This window comes from Clostridium tanneri, assembly GCF_033659955.1.
Lineage (GTDB): Bacteria > Bacillota > Clostridia > Clostridiales > Clostridiaceae > Clostridium_AM > Clostridium_AM tanneri.
In genome coordinates this window covers 37,166-53,942 of the sequence record NZ_JARUJP010000014.1, presented here as the reverse complement: position 1 = coordinate 53,942, position 16,777 = coordinate 37,166, and the positions used below count along the sequence as shown (strand labels likewise).

Below are 16,777 nucleotides of genomic sequence, written 5' to 3'. Positions count from 1 at the left end.
GGAGTTTTTATGAGTGGAATAATGTCAGGTGCTATTAGCATGGGGATACTTGCATGGATATGGTCCAATTTTAGTACCGCAATAGGCGTACAAGCTTGGGCTGGATTCATGGGAACCACAACATATTATGGAGTTGGTTCTGCACTTGGAGAACGTTTCGTTAAGGGATGGCTAAGAGGCATATTTGTAAACATGGTAGGAGTAGCATGGGCTATCTTCTGTGTAGAGGCTTCAAACGTACTTCATATTCCAAATATAGTTGCTATTATGACAGGTGTTATCTCCTTCGGAATAGTTGCAGAAGCTAAATGGAAGCACTTAATGTTCGTGCCAGGTGTATATATAGGATGTTCAACTACTTTTGGTATGATGGCTTTAGGACACTCCTACTTAGATACGGCAGCAGTTCTTTTAATGGGATCTGTAGTAGGATTAGTCTCAGATGCCGGTGGTGCTTGGTTAGAAAAAATTACTAACAAAAACAAAAAAGTTGTAGAAAACGCTGAGCAACAAGCATAATATTTATCTAACTATTCATCCATATGAGGTAAGAAATTACCCCATATGGATGAATTTATAAATCTGACTAATAACTCTCGATAATTTTACTAAAATCCTTCAATTATCATATAAGATGTATTCTTTATTAGGGGGGAATTTAAAATGAGTAAATATGATTTAGTAGTAAAAGGAGGAACTGTAGTAACAGCTTCCGATACTTTTAAAGCGGACTTAGGTATAAAAGATGAGAAAATAATTGAAATTGGAATAGATTTATGTACAGAGGGAGCAGAGGTAGTTGATGCTGCTGGTAAATATGTTTTCCCTGGTGGAATAGATCCACACACTCACATGGATATGCCATTTGGCGGAACATACTCTAGTGACGACTTTAAAACTGGTACTATAGCAGCTGCTTGCGGCGGAACAACAACTATAGTGGACTTTGCTATCCAACAAAACGGAAAAACGCTAAAGGATGCTACAGAAACTTGGCGTGAAAAAGCAGATGGAAAAGCTGTAATTGACTATGGTATTCACATAAGCGTTACAGATTTAAACGACAACGTTTTAAATGAAATGCCAGAAATAATCAAACAAGGATATACAAGCTTTAAAATGTTTATGACATATGATGGCTTAAGAGTAGATGATGGCACAATTATAAGAACTTTAATGAAGGTTAACGAAAATGGTGGACTTGCTTGCGTACACGCAGAAAACTACTATGTAATTGATTACCTTACTAAAAAGTTCAAAGCAGAAGGAAAGGGAGAGCCAATATATCACGCACTATCCCGTCCAGATTTAGCTGAAGGAGAAGCAGCTGGCAGAGCTATTAAGCTTGCTAAAATTGCTAATGCGCCTCTTTGCATAGTTCATAATAGCTGTGAAGCATCTGTTTCTGAAATAGCTCGTGCTAGAGCTGAAGGATATCCAATAATTGGTGAAACTTGTCCTCAATATCTATTATTATCAGAGGACAACTATAGAGAACCAGATTTCAATGGAGCTAAATATGTAATGTCACCTCCATTAAGAGATAAGAAAAACTGGCCTACAATGTGGAAGGCTTTAAAAGATAACACAGTGCAATTTGTGGCTACAGACCACTGCCCATTCTTCATGGAGCAAAAGGAAATGGGAAAAGAGTTCTTTGCACAAATTCCAAATGGAGCTCCAGGAGTAGAGCTTAGAATGTCCCTAATGTACACTTATGGTGTAGCTGAAGGAAGATTTGACTTAAACAGATTCGTTCAGGTAACTTCTACAAATGCTGCTAAAGTATATGGTATGTATCCTCAAAAAGGAACTATAGCAGTTGGAAGTGATGCTGATATAGTAGTATTTGATCCAAATGTAGATATTACAGTTACTCAACCAATGCTTCATGAAAATGTTGACTACACACCTTATGAAGGCTTTAAGTTAAAAGGTGCTCCAGTAGTTACAGTAAGCAGAGGAACAGTAGTTGCTAAAGATGGTCAATTTGTAGGAAAAGAAGGAGCAGGTAAGTTCATTAAGAGAGGTGCTCCAATACTAATATAGTGATAACGAAGTTATAGTGAAATTCTCTATTAATGCTCTTAAACCCTATAAAGAACATTTAAAAGTGAAACTTTCACTTTCAAAATATTAATATTAATAATTTTAACTTCGTTATTCTCAAGACTAGGATAGTTGAAAAAAACCTTAAATAACACTAACTCTCAGAAGAAAATTATAATTTCGAAAATATTTAAGCCCTCTAGCTATTGAGCTAGGGGGTTTTTTAATTGAATTAATAAAATACTAATACTGTATTTATACTAAGATTATTTTACATGGTAAAATTACTGTATATAGAGGGAGGAGATATAAATTATGAAAATTAGAACTAGAGCAGCTGCTATAATTTTAGATGACTTAAATAGAGTTCTTCTTGTTAAGCATAGAGACCCAGATACCGATGAAACTTGGTGGACGTTACCTGGCGGTGGTATAGAGGCAGGAGAAAGTGCAGTAGAAGCATTAACAAGAGAAGTTAAAGAAGAATGTGGAATTAAGTGTATTCCAAAGGATTTAGTCTATGTTAGAGAATATGTAGAATGGCATAAGGAAACTCATCATATATCTCTTTTTTTTACTGCTGCAGCATTAGAGTATAATATAAATATTGGTATTGATCCAGAATTTTCAATAGATAAGCAATTTATTATAGATACAGCCTTTCTATCTGAAGAAGAGATCAGAATTACTTCAATTGACGTGTACCCTGAAATCCTCAGAGATGTTTTTTGGGAGGATTTTAAAAAAGGTTTTTGTGGACATAAAGTTTATCTTGGTCAGCAGAAATAAAAGAATTTTTCATTTTAAATTAATAATGTTACTTTTGAGAGAATATCAATATCTTGTAACTAATAAAATTTTATAAGACTATAAATGAAGGAGAATTCATTTAAGGAGATTAAATATGAATTTATTAGATATTGTCAGTAATATGAGAAAGAGAAGTTTGTTAACTATACTTGGTATTCTCTACTTAAGTACATTAATCACCTTTGGTATAATATATTGGAAAGTTGCCAATATTTCTTCTGGAGAGTTTTTCGTATTCCAGAATGATATTAATATAAATACAAAGGTTACTGCCTTTAAAAAAGCTCTTAAATTAAATATTAATAATAGAGAATTTAATAATACTATATCTGATTTAATTGTTTCAGAAGAATACAGAAGACCTATAGTAAAACTGGAGGACACGGAACATAAGAAGGAGAAGAATTTTAACGTTTTCACCTTTGAGAACCCACTAGGTGAGATTTGGGCTAACTATTACTACCTATCATTTCAGGGAAAAGGAATAACTCATATGAAGGTGGAAAGCTGTGAAGAGCAATTTGTAAATAGTAAATTTAGCTGTTATAAATTAAAAATATCTCTATATAAAGTTATTAGTAATGATAAAAATGATAGTTTCATTCTTTATAATAAGGGTAACAAAATGAAAAGGGTAAATAATATGGTAATCTGGGTTAAAGATTATCCTAGGATAGAGGAGGAGCTTTTTAAAAAAGGCAGCTATTTTTATCCCCTAAGTTTTTATTTTACAAACCTTATGGAAAACTCTGTTTCATTTCCCGATGATAGTCCTTTAGTTTTAAAGGGAGTAGCAAATGGAAGTTTTAAATATCCACTTTGGAATTTTATGTATTTTAGTGCAGTAACTATAACTACTCTTGGCTATGGGGACATTTTGCCTAACTCCACATTGGTAAGAATATTAGTGATGTTTGAAACGACTTTTGGCGTAGTTATTACTGGTATGTTTGCTTCCTGTCTTTTTTGGAACAAAATTTAAAATTACTGTTTCAAAAAATAGGGATAGAAGGTAGAATAATATTATATGGAAAACTAGAGAGGAGCTGTTAATGTTGACAGAAAAATTATTTTATGAAAATCCTTATTTAAGGGAGTGTGAATCAGAAGTAGAAGAGATAGTACCTAAGGATGATAAGTTTTTGTTAGTTTTAAATAAAACAATATTTTACCCTGAAGGTGGAGGACAGCCTTCAGATATTGGTGAAATTGATGGTGCAGCAGTAGAATATGTTTTTGAAAAAGAAGGAGTTATTTATCATAGAGTGACTAAGGTTCCAAAAGATAAAAAAGTCTTTTGCAAAATTGATTTTGAAAGACGATTCGATCATATGCAGCAGCATAGTGGAGAACATTTGCTAACTGGAGCAATTTTTAATTTATATAAAGGAAACAATAAAGGATTTCATCTAGGAGAGGAATATGTAACTATAGATATTGATATACCTTTAGAAGATATGACAGAGGAAATGCTTCTTAAAGCTGAAGAAACAGTAAACTCTTTCATATATAAAAACCAGGAAATACGTACATATGTGGTTTCAAAGGAAGAGAGTGAAAAACTACCATTAAGAAAAAGAATTAATGTAGACGAAGATTTAAGAATAGTAGAAGCTGAGAATATGGATTGCTGTCCCTGCTGCGGAACCCATGTAATTAGAACTGGAGAAGTAGGAGTAGTTAAAATAATAAAGACTGAAAGATATAAAGGAATGACTAGAATATATTTCAAATGTGGAAATAGAGCTCTAAAGGATTTTCAAAATAAACATAACATAATAACAAAACTAAATAGGCTTTTTTCATCAGATGAAAATAACTTGGTACAGAGAGTTGAAAATCAAGCTGCAGATTTTGAAAGAGTGAGTAGAGAACTAAATAAGCTAAGAAGAATACTTGCTGTAAGAGAAGTAGAACACATAGTTAAAGAAGATAGCTCAAAGATCTATGTTGGAAAATATGAAGATAGAAGCTTTGAAGAAATACAGCTATTAGGAACAGCTTTTGAAGGAAAGGATAGAATAATAATTTTAGGTTCACTATGTGATTTAAAGCTGTTATTTAATAACAATACTGGACTTGATGTTAACTGTGGTAAAATCTTTAAAGATAACATTAAAGAATTTAACGGAAAAGGTGGCGGCAACGGTAAAAAGGCTCAGGGAACTTTTACTAGTAAAGAAGATTTAGTTAATTTTATGAATTTTTTAAGTTCATACTTAGAAAGTAATACATATTAATGGTACAGATAGGAACGGGGGGATAAAGTGAAAAGACTTGGAACAGCAGTTATCCTATGTGGTGGTAAGAGCAGTAGAATGGGATTTGATAAAAGTAAGCTAAAATTAGGCAATAAACTTCTTTTAGAAATAGTGGCAGAGAAACTAGAGGGCCTATTTGAAGAGGTACTACTTGTAGCGGAAAGAAAAGATAAGTTTGTAGGGTTAAAGTATACTGTATTAGAGGATTTAAAGAAGGAATACGGTCCAGCAGGAGGGATTTACACCGGCTTAAAGCATGCTTCATCTCAGTATGTGTTTTTTTTAGCCTGTGATATGCCTATTGTAAATATAGAATACATAGAATCTATGATGGAGAATTTAAGACACAATGATTACGATGGTGTTATTCCAAGACGTAATAATTGGGTTGAACCTCTTCATGCTTTCTATTCTCAAAGTTTAATTGGAGACTTTGAGAAGGGAATAATGGAAAATAATTTAGTTCTGTACGATATAATTAGAAATTCAAATATACTGTACATTCCAGAAGAAGTTACAAAAGAGTATGATCCTAATATGGAGATGTTCTGTAACTTAAATTATGTAGATGACTTGAAAATACTAGAAAAAATATAAACTTAGAAGGGAATTAGGTGAATATATTGAGTTTTGAAAAAATGCTGCTTATAGTTTTAATTATTGCCTCTATTTCGCAACTTTATTTGTCTTTTATTAAAGGAAGGGCTCCTAGGAAGGATAATGGAGAAATTTTATTAAGATTATCGGCATCGGATATAAAAAGGAAGTTCTTAGCAATACTTTTCTTAGGATTAATGGGGTATTTTATATATGTGATAATAACAGGATATTTTACTGCCTTAGGCGTAATGATTGTAGTTTATTTTCTATTAAGTATTTATGATTTTAGTAAAGAAAAAGTAGTTACTGATAAGGGTATAGGGCAAAAGAGCTTATACAGTAATGTATACTATAACTTTAGTTACTGGAAGGATATAGAGGAATGGCATTGGTCCGATAAAAAAGAAAATCAGTTGTTATTTAAAATCAAAATAAAGGATAAAGTAGAGACTAAGGACTGGCAAGTATCTTCCTTAGAAAAAGAAAAAATAGAGGAGCTTTTTAAAAAATATATAGAAAGTGATTCTCAGTAAAATAAAAAACCGCAAATAAATATTTGCGGTTTTTAGTTATAACTTATTTGGCAATAATATCTTTAACTACTTCGCCACCTATAATCATACCTGCTACTGGAGGAACAAAGGATATGCTTCCAGGAATTTGTCTCTTTGCAGTACATTTTTTACTTCCGCTAGTACATACGCAGCCTTCCTTACAGGTAATAACTTCACCTTGTTTAGGCTTCATAGGCATTTCTTCAGAATACAGCACTTTTAAAGTTTTAATTCCTCTCTTTCTAAGCTCATATCTCATAACTTTCGCAAGAGGACAAATCTTTGTATCATATATATCTGCTACTCTAAATTGAGTAGGGTCTAACTTATTCCCTGTACCCATACAGCTAATTATGTCAATATTATGTTCTTTGCACCAAAGAACTAGAGCAATCTTTGAGGAAACTGTATCTATTGCATCTACTACGTAATCAGCGTCTAATGGTATTATTTCATCTATATTATCTGCTTTAACAAAAGTTTGATGAATATCAACCTTGCATTTAGGATTGATTTTTAAAGCCCTTTCCTTTAAAAGTTCAACTTTTGACTTACCAATAGTATCAAAAGTGGCGTGTATTTGTCTATTTAAGTTAGTTAAACATACCGTATCATCATCTATTAATATAAGATGTCCAACTCCAGCTCTTACTAGTGCCTCGAAGGTAAAACTACCTACACCACCTAAACCAAAGATGACAACTGTACTGTCTTTTAGCTTCTCTAAGGATTCCTTACCAATTAATAATTCAGTTCTTGAAAGTGAGTGTTGTCCCATAGTATATCTCCTTTATATATTAAATTTACTGCATTTAAAGTAGACTGTTGCTACAATACATATAAAATCAATTTATTGCTTCACGTAAATAGTATATAATAACAAAATTAAAAGTCAATACAATAGGGTTAAATATAATATAAGATTGATGGTATAATATTCCTATGAATAAAAAGGAGGAGAGTATAAAATGAATACTTTAAAAATAGGGCTGTGTCAAATGATGGTAGTAAAAAGCACAAAAGAGGAAAATATAAAAAAGGCTCAAAACATGATATGTGAAGCAGCAGATAAAGGAGCTAAAATTGTAGCTCTTCCAGAGATGTTTAACTGCCCTTATAATAATAAACATTTTAGAGAATACGCTGAAGCTTTCCCAGAAGGAGAGACAATAAAAATGCTTTCTTCTACTGCTAAAGATAAAAATATATATTTAATAGGAGGCTCAATTCCAGAGATAGAGGATGATAAAATTTACAATACTTCTTTTATATTCGATAATAAAGGGGAATTAATAGGCAAACATAGAAAGGTTCATTTATTTGATATTGACATTAAAAATGGAGTTAGATTTATGGAATCAGAAGTATTATCTAGTGGCAGTGATATTACTTTAGTTGATTCACCTTGGGGAAAAGTAGGGGTAGCTATTTGCTATGATATAAGATTTCCGGAGATTATAAGAATAATGGCTTTAAAAGGAGCTAAAATTATCTTTATACCAGCGGCTTTTAATATGACTACAGGGCCTGCTCATTGGGAGACTCTATTTAAATCCAGAGCATTAGATAATCAGTTATATATAGCAGGCATATCTCCAGCTAGAAACACTAATTATTCTTATGTAGCTTATGGAAATTCCTTAATAACTAACCCTTGGGGAGATATAACTGCAAAGCTAGATGAAAAAGAAGGAATATTGATTCAGGATATAGACCTAGAGTATATAGATGAGATAAGAGATTCTTTGCCGTTATTGAAGCACAGGAGAGGAGATCTATATAATTTAGATTTAGTATAAGATTACTAAAAAGTTATAATAAATAGAACATTATCTAATTAAGTATTACTATTATTTTCAGGAAGTATAGACAAAAAACAGATAATTGTTGCAAGTATATATTTTAATCACATAACCATAACTATGAATGTTATTTTATAAAGCAATATTCATAGTTATGGTTTATTTATTATAATAAGTGCATTTTTATTCAGAAAATTTTATATAGTACACCTTTTCTAAAAAAATCCTTTTACTTAAAAAAAGGGTGTATATTATTTATAGACATTAATCAAAAGATACTGAAAAAATATACTGATAACTTTAGAGAAATAGAATTTAGCAGGAAAAGAGGTTTTGTTATGAAAATTATAAGGCAGTTAGCTATTATACTTATAATTTGTTTTATAGGAGAATTGCTTAGAAGGGTCCTAAATTTAACGGTACCTGGTAATGTAATGGGAATGATGATCTTACTGATGCTATTATGCACTGGCATAATCAAAGTTGAAATGATTGAAGATATAAGCAAGTTTTTATTAGATCATCTAGCTTTCTTTTTCTTACCAGCAGGAGTTGGTCTTATAGCTTCTATAGCGCTAATTAAAGACTATTGGTACTATGTCTTAATAATAGCCTTTATATCTACAGTAGTTGTTATGGTAGTTACGGGAATAACAGTACAACTATTTAAAAGGAGAGAATCGAGATGAGAGAACTAATTTCTACACCTATTTTTGGTATTATGATATCTTTAATAGCGTTTGAAATAGGATGTATTTTGTATAAAAAGACTAAGGTTCCTATTTTAAACCCCTTATTTACTAGTATAATCATGGTGATGTGCTTTTTAACTATTTTTAACATTAATGTTTCAGACTATGATAAGGGAGGACAATTTATTTCCTTTTTCCTATCTCCAGCTACGGTGATACTAGCAGTACCGTTGTATAAAAAGATTAAACTTTTGAAAGCTTACGCATTGCCAATAGTTGCTGGAATAACTGCAGGATCTTTAGTTGGAATTATAACAGTTATTTTTTTATGTCATTTATTCGGTATATCAAAACCTTTAGATATTTCAATGATACCTAAATCCATAACAGTACCTATAGGAGTAGAGGTCTCCAAGCAGTTAGGTGGAATACCTTCTATTACAGTGGCAGCTATTATAATTACAGGAATAATGGGAGCTGTTGTAGGACCTTATGTATGCAAGCTATTCAAAATAGAAGATAAGGTAGCAGTAGGAGTAGCCATAGGAACCGCTTCCCATGCTGTAGGCACAACAAAGGCTATTGAATTAGGGGAAGTGGAAGGGGCAATGAGCAGTTTATCCATAGGACTAGCAGGTATTATAACAGTTTTTATTGCACCAGTTATAACTAAAATATTTGAAAATTTTATATAAATGAAGTACTAAATTAAGTAAATTCTTATTAAAGCTTTGGAAGCTAGATAATTTTAGTATAATAATTAAATTAAAAAATAGATGTATGAAAAACAATTATTTTCATACATCTATTTTTTAGTTATCTGTTATAGAATATTATCGTATATATAAATATTCCTCATCTAAGCTAAGTTTAATCTTATAGCTTAATTGTATTATCTGATGAATTCATCTTTTCAACTATAGTGTACATATTAGTTATTTCACCTACTGCTAGTTTATCTTTTAGATTATAAAAATCAAGACAAGTTCCACAACTAAAAACATTTACTCCTCTTTCCTTAAGTTTCATTATACTCTCTAAACAATCAGAACCTTCCACAGTAAGCTTAACGCCAGCATTTAAAAAGAGTAGATCTGATGGAATAGAATCACTTTCTGATAAAGCATAGAAATAGCTTTTCATAAGCATAGATCCTAATATATCATCGCCTTGTCCTAGTTTGTCACTTCCAACTAAAATAGTAAGCTTCTTTTCATTTAAATCCATGTCTTTACAGGAACAATTCTCTTTAGTTATGTTTACATGGAATAAACCGTTATTTTCTTCTACCTTCCATTTAAAACCGTTACTTTCAGCAAATTTGGAAACATTATTCTTAGCTACTTCGTTATCCACTATAATTGTAGCCTTTCCTTCTTCAATTCCATCAAAATACTTTTTAGTATGTATAACAGGTTCTGGACATTTTAAACCTTTACAATCAATTAAGTTTCTCATATTATTACCACCTTTTTAAAACAATTTTATTGTAGGATTATATATTATATAATTGGGTAAAGTATATACAGATAAAGATAGAGAATAGTACAACCTACATAAATTATAGCACAACTAAAATGCTGACATTATAATATTTATAAATAGAAGTTCTTTTAACTATAAGTTTTGTTTATAAGTAGAAAATTGAAAAATTAATAGTCAGAAAATTACGACAACTAGGTAAAAATGAAAAATTTGTGGTATTATGATATACGGTATTTTATGTCTACGTGGAAAAAATAAGACACTATAAATAAGGAAAGGGTTTTTTTAATGAATCAATTTATATCTAGTTTTACATTTATTTTTCAAATATCAGTTTTTGCAATTACAATGTACTATCTACTCCTTTCATTGTTTGGACTTTATAAAAAGGAAGACAAAGGAGCAGAAAATTGTGCACCTAAAAAAACTTTTGCACTACTTGTTGCAGCTCACAATGAGGAGATGGTTGTAGGGAAAATTATAGAAAGTCTTAAAGAAATAGACTATCCTAAAGAAATGTATGATATCTTTGTTATTGCTGATAACTGCGATGATAGTACAGCTAGTATTGCTAACAGTTATGGAGTTAATGTTCATGAAAGAAAGGTTCCAGACAAGAGAGGTAAGGGATATGCTCTGGAATGGATGTTTGATAGAATATTTAAAATGGACAAAAAATATGATGCTATAGCAATTTTTGATGCAGATAATTTAATTTCTAAAAACTTTCTAAAAGAAATGAACTATAAGATGCAGCAGGGATATAAGGTAGTTCAAGGGTACATAGATAGCAAAAATCCAAATGATTCATGGATCACACAATCTTATTCTATTTCTTTCTGGACTGCAAACAGACTGTTTCAATTAGCAAGAGCAAATCTTGGACTATCTAACCAGATAGGTGGAACAGGGTTTTGTATGGACACTGAAATTCTTAGAAAACTTGGATGGGGGGCAACCTGTCTTACAGAGGATTTAGAATTTACTTGTAAGCTTGTGTTAAATGGACATAAAGTAGGTTGGGCACATAATGCAATAGTTTATGATGAAAAACCTTTAACTTTGAAACAATCTTGGAATCAGAGAAAAAGATGGATGCAGGGATTTACAGATGTATCTTCGAGATTTTTCTCAAAGTTACTTAAAAAGGCTGTTAAGGATAAAAGCTTTACAGCGTTAGACTGTGCATTATATACAATACAGCCCTTTGTAACAATATTAATAGGTTTGTCTGCAGTGCTTACTATGATGCAGGTTAACACTAAAGATGGTTTAAACATATTTGTTATAAATGATTTGTTTAACAATGTCTTTGGTAGTGTTTTTGGAAGCATTATATGGAAGACCTTCAGTATTATTCAGTTTATTTTTACACCTTTAATAATGCTCCTAGAGAATAAACTTTCAAAGAAAATGTTTATTACCTTTGGTTTATATTCTCTAAATGTAATAATACTTTCATACCTATATGGTGGTCAACCAACCTTTATAGAAATGCTTATAGGGAATATTGCGTATATTGGTACTTTCATAGTAATGATTCGTATGATAGGTGGAAAGAATCCTCTTAAACTATTTGTTTGGTACTTATTATACGGAATATATACTTTAACTTGGATTCCAATAACTATTCAAGGGATAATAGATAAAGATAAAAAAGAGTGGAGTCATACGAAGCATATAAGACAAATAAGTATTCAAGATGTTGAATAAAAAGAGTTCTTAAGTAGCACACTGGTGTTATTTAAGAACTCTTTTTTAGTTTAAATTCATGTAACAATAAAAATGTTAAGATTTTGATATTGCTACTATGAATTATTTTCTGTTTTTTGTGAAAAATATACTTGGAGGTGATAGAAATGAAAAAGGTAGCTGTAGAAAAAGGACTAGGCACAGTAGGAAACTATTTATCTAAAAATGGGTATAGTGTTGAGGAATTTGAGATAAACAGTACTGAAAATTCTTCTTTTTACGATCAATTTGATGCAGTAATAGTAACAGGGCAGAGCATAAATGTTATGGGCTATTCAGACACTACAACAAGAACACCACAGATTATTGCTGATGGTCAAACAGCAGAAGAAATAAAAAGCCAACTTGAAAACATAGTTACAAAATAAAATTAATCTAAATCACTATGGATAAGATAGGGGTAAAAATAGGTGTAAACTTTAAAGATAAAGTAAGTTTGCATCTATCTTTTTTAACTAATGCTATACAACATATTAATTATTATGTAAATCAAATTTAATGTAAACTACAAATAATATTTATACTTATATTCATATTAATAAATTAAAACTAAAGGATGGTGTAAATTGTGACTAATTCAAAGGAAAAAATTAATACTTATGAGGAAACAAGAGACTATGCCATTAATCTTTTTAGTAAAGGAATGTGCATGGGAGAAGTTATGAAAAAGACAAATATGACAGAGGAAGAAATAGCAAAATTCAGAGATGAATTAGATAAAGATTAAAAAAATCCTTGTACCTATTGGTATAGGGATTTTTTTAATAGTTTTATTTTTAAATTATAATAACCTACTTGTAAAAACATTAAATATTATTATAAAATACAAGTAGAAATTATTTAAAATTTGTAGAATGGATATGCTAAAGTAAACCTTAAATCATTATTTTAGCGTACAGTTGAAGAGGTGTACTATGGAGGGAAAACTATATACAAAGGAGAAAAGAATCAAAATATCACCAGAGAACCATTGTTTTTGTGGCAGTGGCTTAAAATTTAAAAATTGCTGCATGAAAAATAATAGTGAATATAAAACGTTAGGTAGAAATTATAGAGATGAAGAGATAGTTTTTAACTATAGTAAAAGCAGCAACAACTATGATAAAGTATCAGAATTTCTGTTGCAAGATATTATAGATAAAGAATTAAGCTTGAGTAAGGGAAAAGACTACTTAAAATATATGTACAAGGCTGCAGATGAAGGTGCTGAGGATTTTACTAAGTACGCGCCCTGTAGAAAGGGATGCAGTCACTGCTGCCATATCTATATGGATTGCACAGCTATAGAGGCAGAATTAATAAGAGAATATGTCATAAATAATTTTGATGGTGACAAAATTAATGAACTTAAAAATAAGATAAATGCAACCATAATGGAGGTTCCAAGCTTTAAGGAAATTAAAGAAAGGAAAGAGGAGGTAGTAGAACTTTTCAGTGAAAAAAATATACCCTGTATTTTTTTAGATGAAGAGGGGGGATGCTCTATATATGAGGTTAGGCCACTAAATTGTAGAAAGTTTATTACATTTTCAAGTTCAACTTACTGTGAGAAAAAGGAAGAAGTGGTTAAACCCAATATAGCTATAAATAACATTGTTCAATATTCTATAAATCACCTTTCCATGAGTGTTACACGATTTAAAAGACTTAAAGCTTTTTCAGAGGATTATTTAGAAGAGAGAGCTATATATAAAGCTCTTCAGCATTGGTTTAAAGATGGATTTAATGATATAAATAGAGAAGCCTAACGTAGGTTAATATACTAAATGTTAGTATATATAACTTTCACTAGAATCCTTTAGGAGGAAAAGGACAAAAGAAGTTTTATTTAGCTTAAAATTTCTTTTGTTCTTTTATTAATTAACTAATAATTACATACTAAATATTATGTAAATAAAACTAAAAGTAAACTTATAAAAAACAACCTAAATTTGATTATTATACTATATCTATATAAAATGGTTTTATAAATATAAGTTAAAAAGCTTAATATCTCTATAGATTTACCGATACCCTTTAGAATTATATTTATAAAAAAAGAAATAATATTATTAACCACTATTTAAATATGAATTGGAAAAATCTTTCTTGCGGATATTTAAAATTAATTATAAATTAGTATAGTAAATAGTTAAATAAAATTCATATAAGAAGGCAGGTGATATTATGGAAGAAAGACTACAAAAATACATGGCCTCCTGTGGAGTAGCTTCTAGAAGAAAGTGTGAAGAAATCATACAGCAGGGGAGAGTAAAGGTTAATAATAATGTAATTTATGAATTAGGCTTTAAGGTAGACAGTGAAAAAGATGTTGTAGTAGTAGATGGAAAAACAATTAAAAAAGAAGAAAGAAAAGTATACATAGCGCTAAATAAACCAGTTGGATATGTATCTACTGTAAAGGATGAAAAAGGAAGAAAAACAATTTTAGATTTGGTAGAAGTTGATGAGAGAGTATATCCTATAGGTAGATTAGACTATGATACCTCTGGTTTAATCCTACTTACTAATGATGGTGAAGTATATAATAAAATAATTCACCCCAGGGAAGAAAAAAACAAAGTATATGTTGCTATAGTTAAGGGAATTCCATCAGACATCCAAATAGAAAAGTTTAAGAAGGGTTTGGACATAGGAGGATATATAACATCTAATGCGGACTTTAAAATATTAAATAGGTATAAAGATTCTTCAGAAGTTCAAATTACAATACATGAAGGAAAAAATAGACAAATAAGAAGAATGTGTGAAGTGATAAAACATCCTGTAATAAAGTTAAGAAGAATACAGATAGGAAAGATTAAACTTGGCAGCTTACAAGAAGGCCAGTGGAGATACTTAGATGTTGATGAAATTGAATACATTAAAACCTTATAGACTTATATGATAATTGTAGGCATGTAAGTAGACTTAATAAGGAACCCTATGTAAAATGTAAGAGTAAAACAAACTACGTATTAAAAGGAGAAGACAATGTACAAATATGTTACGGATGTCAATAAACTTTCACATCATATAATAAAGGAATTCTGTAATAAATTTGATATAGCAATTGATGCTACCTTAGGTAATGGGCATGATACTGATTTTTTGAGTGAGATTTTTGGTAAAGTTTATTCTTTTGAAATTCAAACAAGTGCAGTAAGAGCCTATAAAGAGAAAAATAAAAACAATGTAATTGTAATAGAGGATTCTCATGAGGAGATAAAAAAATACATAAAGGAAAATGTAGATTGTGTAATGTATAATCTAGGTTTTTTACCTGGAGGCAATAAAGATATTACTACAAAAAGCAATTCAACTATAAATAGTCTAAAAGAAAGTATAGATTTATTAAATTCTGGTGGAATAATCACCATTGCATTATATAGAGGTCATGAAGAAGGCAAAAGAGAGGAAACAGCTATATTAGATTTTGTTGAAAATCTTCCTAAAGAAGTCTTTGGGGTAATGCTCCATTCCTATGTTAACAGATTAAACAATCCGCCATACTTAATAGTTATTGAAAAAAAATAAATGGGAGGTGAACTTTTATCAAACCTTTACTAGTTTGATAAAAAAGTTATGAAAGATAAATTAGAATTAATAGCATCAAAGGAATTTAATTACTACGAAGAAATGTATAAGGTAGTTGATTTCTTAAATAAAAATTTAAGTGAAAAAGACCTTGTGTTTGGTATAACAGAAAAGGATGATAAACATATAATAAATATTTATAAAGAAAAATAACAAACAATTGAATGACATATTGAAACTTTGTTCAATAGATGTTAAAATGAAATAAATATTGCAAATGTATGGGGAAAAGAGAAAGGATTGAGAATATTATGGAAGATGGGAATAATAAACAAGATTTAATGAGGACCATTCAGGTTAAGTTTCCGCGTCTTAGTAAGGGACAAAAGTTAATAGCTGAGTACATTTTAAAACACTATGATAAAGCAGCTTTCATGACCGCTGCTAAGCTAGGTATCAGTGTAGGAGTTAGTGAATCTACTGTAGTAAGATTTGCAAACGAATTAGGTTTCAGTGGATATCCAAAACTACAAAAGGCTTTGCAAGAACTAATTAAAAACAAACTTACTACGGTTCAAAGAATAGAATTGTCAAATGATTTTGTCAGTGAAGAAAGTGCTTTAAAAGGCGTATTAAAGTCGGACATGGAGAATATAAGGTCAACCTTGGAGAAAATAAACCATAAGACTTTTGAAGACGTAGTAAACGGTATCTTTAGCGCTAAAAAAATATATATAATAGGTCTTAGAAGTTCTACTGCACTTGCAGAGTTTCTAGGATTTTATTTAAATCTTATTTTGGACAACGTTAAGATTGTCAGCTATGGAATTAGCGATATCTTTGAACAAATGATTAATGTTACGGAAGACGACTTAGTTATAGGTATTGGTTTCCCACGTTATGCTGCTAGAACTATAGAAGCGTTAACCTTTGCTCAAAGCAGAGGTGCAAAGGTTGTTGCTATAACTGATAGCCTTTTATCACCACTTGCTGCAAGAGCTGATTATACATTAATAGCACAAAGTAACATGGCTTCTTTTGTTGATTCACTAGTTGCTCCACTTAGTGTAATTAATGCTTTAATTATTGCAGTTGGTTTGAGAGAGAAAGAAAAGATATCTACTACCTTTACAAACTTAGAAGGCATATGGGAAGAGTATCAGGTATATTCCTTTAAGGAGTCTGATTAAAAAGGAGTGGGATAACCCCTTTCCTTTTGGTCAATATATGAAAATGCATATAGGAACGAAGCCACA

At 30.6% G+C, this 16,777-nt stretch carries 20 protein-coding genes; 18 read left to right on the top strand and 2 right to left on the bottom strand.

Annotated elements, in window-relative coordinates; all coding sequences use genetic code 11:
* The first annotated feature begins 9 nt into the window (after nucleotides 1-9).
* The 7 genes from P8V03_RS12485 to P8V03_RS12455 all read left to right on the top strand — a co-directional run bounded on the left by P8V03_RS12485 (nucleotide 10) and on the right by P8V03_RS12455 (nucleotide 6,253).
* A complete protein-coding gene (locus tag P8V03_RS12485) occupies nucleotides 10-519 on the top strand; it encodes a DUF1097 domain-containing protein (protein WP_261670260.1) in 510 nt (169 codons plus the stop codon).
* A 144-nt stretch (nucleotides 520-663) separates the two neighbouring features.
* Complete coding sequence (gene hydA / locus P8V03_RS12480) at nucleotides 664-2,049, top strand: dihydropyrimidinase (protein WP_261670259.1); 1,386 nt, start codon at nucleotides 664-666, stop codon at nucleotides 2,047-2,049.
* Between the two features lie 315 nt (nucleotides 2,050-2,364).
* On the top strand, nucleotides 2,365-2,838 hold the full coding sequence (locus tag P8V03_RS12475) for an NUDIX domain-containing protein (protein ID WP_318798351.1): 474 nt from the start codon (nucleotides 2,365-2,367) through the stop codon (nucleotides 2,836-2,838).
* A gap of 115 nt (nucleotides 2,839-2,953) precedes the next feature.
* The gene (locus P8V03_RS12470) at nucleotides 2,954-3,841 is read left to right on the top strand and encodes a potassium channel family protein (protein WP_318798350.1); all 888 of its coding nucleotides are present in this window, start codon (nucleotides 2,954-2,956) and stop codon (nucleotides 3,839-3,841) included.
* 70 nt (nucleotides 3,842-3,911) lie between these two features.
* A complete protein-coding gene (locus tag P8V03_RS12465) occupies nucleotides 3,912-5,099 on the top strand; it encodes an alanyl-tRNA editing protein (protein WP_318798349.1) in 1,188 nt (395 codons plus the stop codon).
* A gap of 27 nt (nucleotides 5,100-5,126) precedes the next feature.
* Complete coding sequence (gene mobA / locus P8V03_RS12460) at nucleotides 5,127-5,717, top strand: molybdenum cofactor guanylyltransferase (RefSeq protein WP_318798348.1); 591 nt, start codon at nucleotides 5,127-5,129, stop codon at nucleotides 5,715-5,717.
* Nucleotides 5,718-5,734: 17 nt separating this feature from the next.
* The gene (locus P8V03_RS12455; protein ID WP_318798347.1) at nucleotides 5,735-6,253 is read left to right on the top strand and encodes a DUF5673 domain-containing protein; all 519 of its coding nucleotides are present in this window, start codon (nucleotides 5,735-5,737) and stop codon (nucleotides 6,251-6,253) included.
* A gap of 43 nt (nucleotides 6,254-6,296) precedes the next feature.
* Here P8V03_RS12455 and P8V03_RS12450 read toward each other — a convergent pair whose 3' ends face one another.
* Nucleotides 6,297-7,052, bottom strand: coding sequence for a tRNA threonylcarbamoyladenosine dehydratase (locus P8V03_RS12450; RefSeq protein ID WP_261670253.1), 756 nt, complete (start codon nucleotides 7,050-7,052; stop codon nucleotides 6,297-6,299).
* Nucleotides 7,053-7,242: 190 nt separating this feature from the next.
* On the opposite strand from P8V03_RS12450, the gene P8V03_RS12445 reads away from it, so the two are divergent.
* From P8V03_RS12445 to P8V03_RS12435, 3 genes are all read left to right on the top strand, one after another.
* On the top strand, nucleotides 7,243-8,073 hold the full coding sequence (locus tag P8V03_RS12445; RefSeq protein WP_318798346.1) for a carbon-nitrogen hydrolase family protein: 831 nt from the start codon (nucleotides 7,243-7,245) through the stop codon (nucleotides 8,071-8,073).
* 341 nt (nucleotides 8,074-8,414) lie between these two features.
* Nucleotides 8,415-8,765 carry a CidA/LrgA family protein gene (locus P8V03_RS12440; RefSeq protein WP_318798345.1) on the top strand — a complete coding sequence of 117 codons (351 nt, stop codon included), beginning with the start codon at nucleotides 8,415-8,417 and terminating at the stop codon, nucleotides 8,763-8,765.
* Nucleotides 8,762-9,463 (top strand): LrgB family protein, encoded by a 702-nt coding sequence (locus P8V03_RS12435; RefSeq protein WP_318798344.1) that lies wholly within the window; start codon nucleotides 8,762-8,764, stop codon nucleotides 9,461-9,463. The genes P8V03_RS12440 and P8V03_RS12435 overlap by 4 nt, the downstream gene beginning before the upstream one ends.
* 181 nt (nucleotides 9,464-9,644) lie before the next feature.
* Here the strand turns inward: P8V03_RS12435 and yedF are convergent, their stop codons facing one another.
* Nucleotides 9,645-10,226, bottom strand: coding sequence for a sulfurtransferase-like selenium metabolism protein YedF (gene yedF, locus P8V03_RS12430; RefSeq protein WP_318798343.1), 582 nt, complete (start codon nucleotides 10,224-10,226; stop codon nucleotides 9,645-9,647).
* 315 nt (nucleotides 10,227-10,541) lie between these two features.
* Between yedF and P8V03_RS12425 the strand changes: the two genes are divergently transcribed.
* From P8V03_RS12425 to P8V03_RS12390, 8 genes are all read left to right on the top strand, one after another.
* On the top strand, nucleotides 10,542-11,966 hold the full coding sequence (locus P8V03_RS12425; RefSeq protein ID WP_261670249.1) for a glycosyltransferase family 2 protein: 1,425 nt from the start codon (nucleotides 10,542-10,544) through the stop codon (nucleotides 11,964-11,966).
* A gap of 146 nt (nucleotides 11,967-12,112) precedes the next feature.
* Nucleotides 12,113-12,373, top strand: coding sequence for a YkuS family protein (locus tag P8V03_RS12420; RefSeq protein WP_318798342.1), 261 nt, complete (start codon nucleotides 12,113-12,115; stop codon nucleotides 12,371-12,373).
* Between the two features lie 200 nt (nucleotides 12,374-12,573).
* Nucleotides 12,574-12,732 (top strand): hypothetical protein, encoded by a 159-nt coding sequence (locus P8V03_RS12415; RefSeq protein ID WP_318798341.1) that lies wholly within the window; start codon nucleotides 12,574-12,576, stop codon nucleotides 12,730-12,732.
* A 187-nt stretch (nucleotides 12,733-12,919) separates the two neighbouring features.
* Nucleotides 12,920-13,753, top strand: coding sequence for an SEC-C motif-containing protein (locus tag P8V03_RS12410; protein WP_318798340.1), 834 nt, complete (start codon nucleotides 12,920-12,922; stop codon nucleotides 13,751-13,753).
* 418 nt (nucleotides 13,754-14,171) lie between these two features.
* Complete coding sequence (locus P8V03_RS12405) at nucleotides 14,172-14,882, top strand: pseudouridine synthase (RefSeq protein ID WP_318798339.1); 711 nt, start codon at nucleotides 14,172-14,174, stop codon at nucleotides 14,880-14,882.
* A 96-nt stretch (nucleotides 14,883-14,978) separates the two neighbouring features.
* Nucleotides 14,979-15,521, top strand: a complete 543-nt coding sequence (gene mnmM / locus P8V03_RS12400; RefSeq protein WP_318798338.1) for a tRNA 5-(aminomethyl)-2-thiouridylate-methyltransferase MnmM — start codon at nucleotides 14,979-14,981, stop codon at nucleotides 15,519-15,521.
* Nucleotides 15,522-15,569: 48 nt separating this feature from the next.
* Nucleotides 15,570-15,734, top strand: coding sequence for a YpmA family protein (locus P8V03_RS12395; protein ID WP_261670242.1), 165 nt, complete (start codon nucleotides 15,570-15,572; stop codon nucleotides 15,732-15,734).
* 98 nt (nucleotides 15,735-15,832) lie between these two features.
* The gene (locus P8V03_RS12390) at nucleotides 15,833-16,711 is read left to right on the top strand and encodes a MurR/RpiR family transcriptional regulator (protein ID WP_261670382.1); all 879 of its coding nucleotides are present in this window, start codon (nucleotides 15,833-15,835) and stop codon (nucleotides 16,709-16,711) included.
* The last annotated feature ends 66 nt before the right edge of the window (nucleotides 16,712-16,777 follow it).

Coding starts and splice junctions, on each gene's coding strand:
- P8V03_RS12485 (WP_261670260.1), top strand. CDS start 10: ATGAGTGGAATAATGTCAGGTGCTATTAGCATGGGGATACTTGCATGG.
- hydA (WP_261670259.1), top strand. CDS start 664: ATGAGTAAATATGATTTAGTAGTAAAAGGAGGAACTGTAGTAACAGCT.
- P8V03_RS12475 (WP_318798351.1), top strand. CDS start 2,365: ATGAAAATTAGAACTAGAGCAGCTGCTATAATTTTAGATGACTTAAAT.
- P8V03_RS12470 (WP_318798350.1), top strand. CDS start 2,954: ATGAATTTATTAGATATTGTCAGTAATATGAGAAAGAGAAGTTTGTTA.
- P8V03_RS12465 (WP_318798349.1), top strand. CDS start 3,912: ATGTTGACAGAAAAATTATTTTATGAAAATCCTTATTTAAGGGAGTGT.
- P8V03_RS12450 (WP_261670253.1), bottom strand. CDS start 7,052: ATGGGACAACACTCACTTTCAAGAACTGAATTATTAATTGGTAAGGAA.
- P8V03_RS12445 (WP_318798346.1), top strand. CDS start 7,243: ATGAATACTTTAAAAATAGGGCTGTGTCAAATGATGGTAGTAAAAAGC.
- P8V03_RS12440 (WP_318798345.1), top strand. CDS start 8,415: ATGAAAATTATAAGGCAGTTAGCTATTATACTTATAATTTGTTTTATA.
- P8V03_RS12435 (WP_318798344.1), top strand. CDS start 8,762: ATGAGAGAACTAATTTCTACACCTATTTTTGGTATTATGATATCTTTA.
- yedF (WP_318798343.1), bottom strand. CDS start 10,226: ATGAGAAACTTAATTGATTGTAAAGGTTTAAAATGTCCAGAACCTGTT.
- P8V03_RS12425 (WP_261670249.1), top strand. CDS start 10,542: ATGAATCAATTTATATCTAGTTTTACATTTATTTTTCAAATATCAGTT.
- P8V03_RS12420 (WP_318798342.1), top strand. CDS start 12,113: ATGAAAAAGGTAGCTGTAGAAAAAGGACTAGGCACAGTAGGAAACTAT.
- P8V03_RS12410 (WP_318798340.1), top strand. CDS start 12,920: ATGGAGGGAAAACTATATACAAAGGAGAAAAGAATCAAAATATCACCA.
- P8V03_RS12405 (WP_318798339.1), top strand. CDS start 14,172: ATGGAAGAAAGACTACAAAAATACATGGCCTCCTGTGGAGTAGCTTCT.
- mnmM (WP_318798338.1), top strand. CDS start 14,979: ATGTACAAATATGTTACGGATGTCAATAAACTTTCACATCATATAATA.
- P8V03_RS12395 (WP_261670242.1), top strand. CDS start 15,570: ATGAAAGATAAATTAGAATTAATAGCATCAAAGGAATTTAATTACTAC.
- P8V03_RS12390 (WP_261670382.1), top strand. CDS start 15,833: ATGGAAGATGGGAATAATAAACAAGATTTAATGAGGACCATTCAGGTT.